Consider the following 2,862-nt stretch of genomic DNA (forward strand, 5'->3'; position numbering starts at 1 on the left):
TTCATGTCAGAATAATCTTTGAGCCACGCGCTGGCTTGAGCTGCGATAAACCAGGCAAGCCCGTTCGCAGGACTATCTTTTGTCAAGGTCAGGGCAAAATCCCTGCAGTGTTTCATCGCGGTTGAACGACGTTCCCGTGTCTGAGAGCGGCTGTATTGTGATTTCAGCGAGTCGTCGCAGTCACGCAACGCAATTTGTTGGCTGAAAGCTGAAAGTCCGTAGGGGATAGTGCCCTCGACCTTGGATTCAAATCGCGCAGCCGGTGTAGTACTTCCATTGAAAAAGATCGAAGCTTCACGCGCCAACACATAAATTGAAGTACAAACAAAAAAGAAAAGTCCCGCCAAAATCATCGCGGAAAGGGGACGTCGCACGTTGAAGTACCTTTTGCTAAATCACAGCGCCTCTTGGCACATTAATGTGTCCCACCGTCGGTACTTTTTGCATGAGGAGCTACTGACTTTCAAGGGCTCGCATCAAATAAACTTGTTGCATCGGATAGAAATAGGCAGGAACAATCATCGTCCTCTCGACCAATGCTTCTGACTGCGTTGTGTTACCCGCTAAGAGACTTTGTGAACTATTGAATCCGGAGTGAACGGCGAATGTGGAGTGAGTTAACCAATTCGATGAAAACGGATGACATTCAGTGTTTTCGATGGTAAACAGTCGTTTAAATTGGTGCATCGCAAACTTGGATGCTCCGGAAATTTCGGAATCTGAAACGTTTGTAGCGAAAAATCTTTAGCTTGGAGATTGTAAAATGAATTCCGCGTCTAAATTTGTTTTTAGTGCTTTGCTTTCCACAGGACTCCTGATTGCGCCTGCTACGAATTCCTTTGCGCAGACGACCATTGAAGAAGTGATTGTGTCCTGTACGGATGCTGCCTCATGTGCCTTGGCGGTTCAAGCCTTCCTGGCGACGGTTCCTGCCGAGCAGCTTGCAGATGTCCAGGGGCAGTTACAGGCGAGCTTGACCGAGGCTGCCGCCAACGGGGATATCACTCAGGAAACTTTCGCTGGCGGATTTGCAGAAGCGAGCACTAACGTTGCCGACGGTGGTGATGATCTCGCCGATAATCCTCTTGATACGGACGTTGCTGCAAGCAGTAACTGATCCTCCTTCTGTTCACTTTCTGTGGTGGTGCTGCAATCGCGGGGTTTTGCGCACAAGTACAGGAGCGAAGACGAAAAAAGACCGGCTTCTCAGCCGGTCTTTTTTGCTTTGAATTTGCGGATTTCGATCAGAGGAGTTGCCAGCGATATGGATTGGCTGACGCGATTCCAATCCAGCGATAAGCTGTACTCTCACGCAATGTGATATTGTTATTCACGTTATCTAGAACCAAGTCGCCTTTGGTTGTTTTGACAACAAGTACTGCGTGGCCCTGGCCCTTCTGATTCTTGACAATAGCCATCCTGAGTGCCGCCGCAGGGACGCCGAGTTTCATGAGCCGGCTGCGCTTGGTGAGGGCGTAATCCTCGCAATCGCCCGTTCTGTTTCCTATTTTCCAGACGTTGTTTCTATCGCGAACCCACTTGATGGAGCGGTTTACCCCACGATTGACTTTATTCAACGTTTGCATCAAGGCATAATTAGCAGTGATAATATCTGATCCGCCCGACCGGCACTCAACGGGATTGTTCATGCAAAACAGGTTGTAAGCCTTCGGTGCTCGGGTCATTGTAAGTTGGCGCTCTTTCTTGAGCGCTGGCGATGTGCCCAATACTCGCGTCGAGCCGCCAAGAGAAAACGCCTCGGCCTTGTCAGCTGGAAGAAAGCTGAATGCGATGACGGCAGCTGTAAAAGCAAGCAGTACTCTTTTCATGTCCCCACCTCTATTCAGTGGGTCGGCGCCTTGCCCAAATTCAACGGCGCTTCCCCGGTGATAGAAGAAATACAGGACTGCCTACTTCGTTGGCTTTAAACCGATAGGTACAATTTTACGCATGCGGCATTTTTTTCCCGGCAATAAATGCCGCTTGACAGTAAGTGCTTGAAGAAAAGAAGTTTTTTACCTGAATTTCTTTTGATTGTTCACTGGTGCTAGGTTCGGTCTGGGGGGAGTTCGCCGGTGTCTTCTCATGAGTGCATCTTAGTTGAGTTATATGTTTTCAATGGAGAAGGGGCAGGTGCAGCAGGAAGACATTTCGCCGATTGCTAGAGAAGATTGCCGGTTTAAAGGAAGGGCCGACCGGCTGAAGCATCCAGGGCGTAGAGTGGTGGTTGAAGGTGAGGTTCGCCACCTGGAACCGAATTGCTGCGTGCTGAAATTTTTCAAGTTCGATTTCAAGTGGCGACGTGACCTGAGCCTTGTTGTTTCGCCGTTTGCTTTTTCGCTTGGATGCGAAAAGGCTTTTTCAAGGCAACCAATACCGACACAACCAATAGCGTAATCGGCCAAAACACTGAGTTGATCGTCGCGAGGCAAAGGGTGACGACACTTGCCTTGCCAGTTTCAAGTAATTCCATAGCACTGAGTATGAAGAATATCAGTGAAACTGTGAAATACACCGGAATCAGAACCCAGATTGCGATCCACATGACCAGATCTCTCGTAATTCAAAGAATAGTCGACGAATATCATTGAATGAGATTTCGGGCAATGGTCCGAAACCCGCTTTTGAATAGCTTTTGGATGAAAGTTGTGTCTTAATATTTCTCGTGGATTGGAATTTATTAACGATTCGTTTACCTTTCTCTATTCTGCCGGGTTTAGAATTGCCGAAGCTCTCAAGCGAAAGCTGTCTGGACTGTTTCCAAAAGTTGGATTTGTTGAGCGATGCATAAAGCATCGACCTCCCAAGACACTCTTGAGGTGCCACTCTTGAAGTGCAGTGCCTTGGGCATCTTCGTAATCC

The 2,862-nt window shown here is 48.3% G+C and carries 4 protein-coding genes; 1 reads left to right on the forward strand and 3 read right to left on the reverse strand.

All coding sequences use genetic code 11. The features are described from left to right. The coding region (locus K5905_RS30960; protein WP_297591561.1) for a hypothetical protein at window positions 1-374 on the reverse strand (374 nt) is incomplete at its 3' end. 389 nt (window positions 375-763) lie between these two features. Here K5905_RS30960 and K5905_RS30965 point away from each other — a divergent pair. After that, window positions 764-1,117, forward strand: coding sequence for a hypothetical protein (locus K5905_RS30965; RefSeq protein ID WP_297591562.1), 354 nt, complete (start codon window positions 764-766; stop codon window positions 1,115-1,117). Between the two features lie 127 nt (window positions 1,118-1,244). On the opposite strand, the gene K5905_RS30970 is transcribed toward K5905_RS30965, so the two are convergent. Continuing rightward, window positions 1,245-1,829, reverse strand: coding sequence for a transglutaminase-like cysteine peptidase (locus tag K5905_RS30970; RefSeq protein ID WP_297591563.1), 585 nt, complete (start codon window positions 1,827-1,829; stop codon window positions 1,245-1,247). Window positions 1,830-2,290: 461 nt separating this feature from the next. Next, a complete protein-coding gene (locus K5905_RS30975; protein ID WP_297591564.1) occupies window positions 2,291-2,545 on the reverse strand; it encodes a hypothetical protein in 255 nt (84 codons plus the stop codon). Window positions 2,546-2,862: the final 317 nt, after the last annotated feature.

Origin of the sequence: Roseibium sp. (assembly GCF_025698965.1) — a bacterium.
Taxonomy (GTDB): Bacteria; Pseudomonadota; Alphaproteobacteria; order Rhizobiales; family Stappiaceae; genus Roseibium.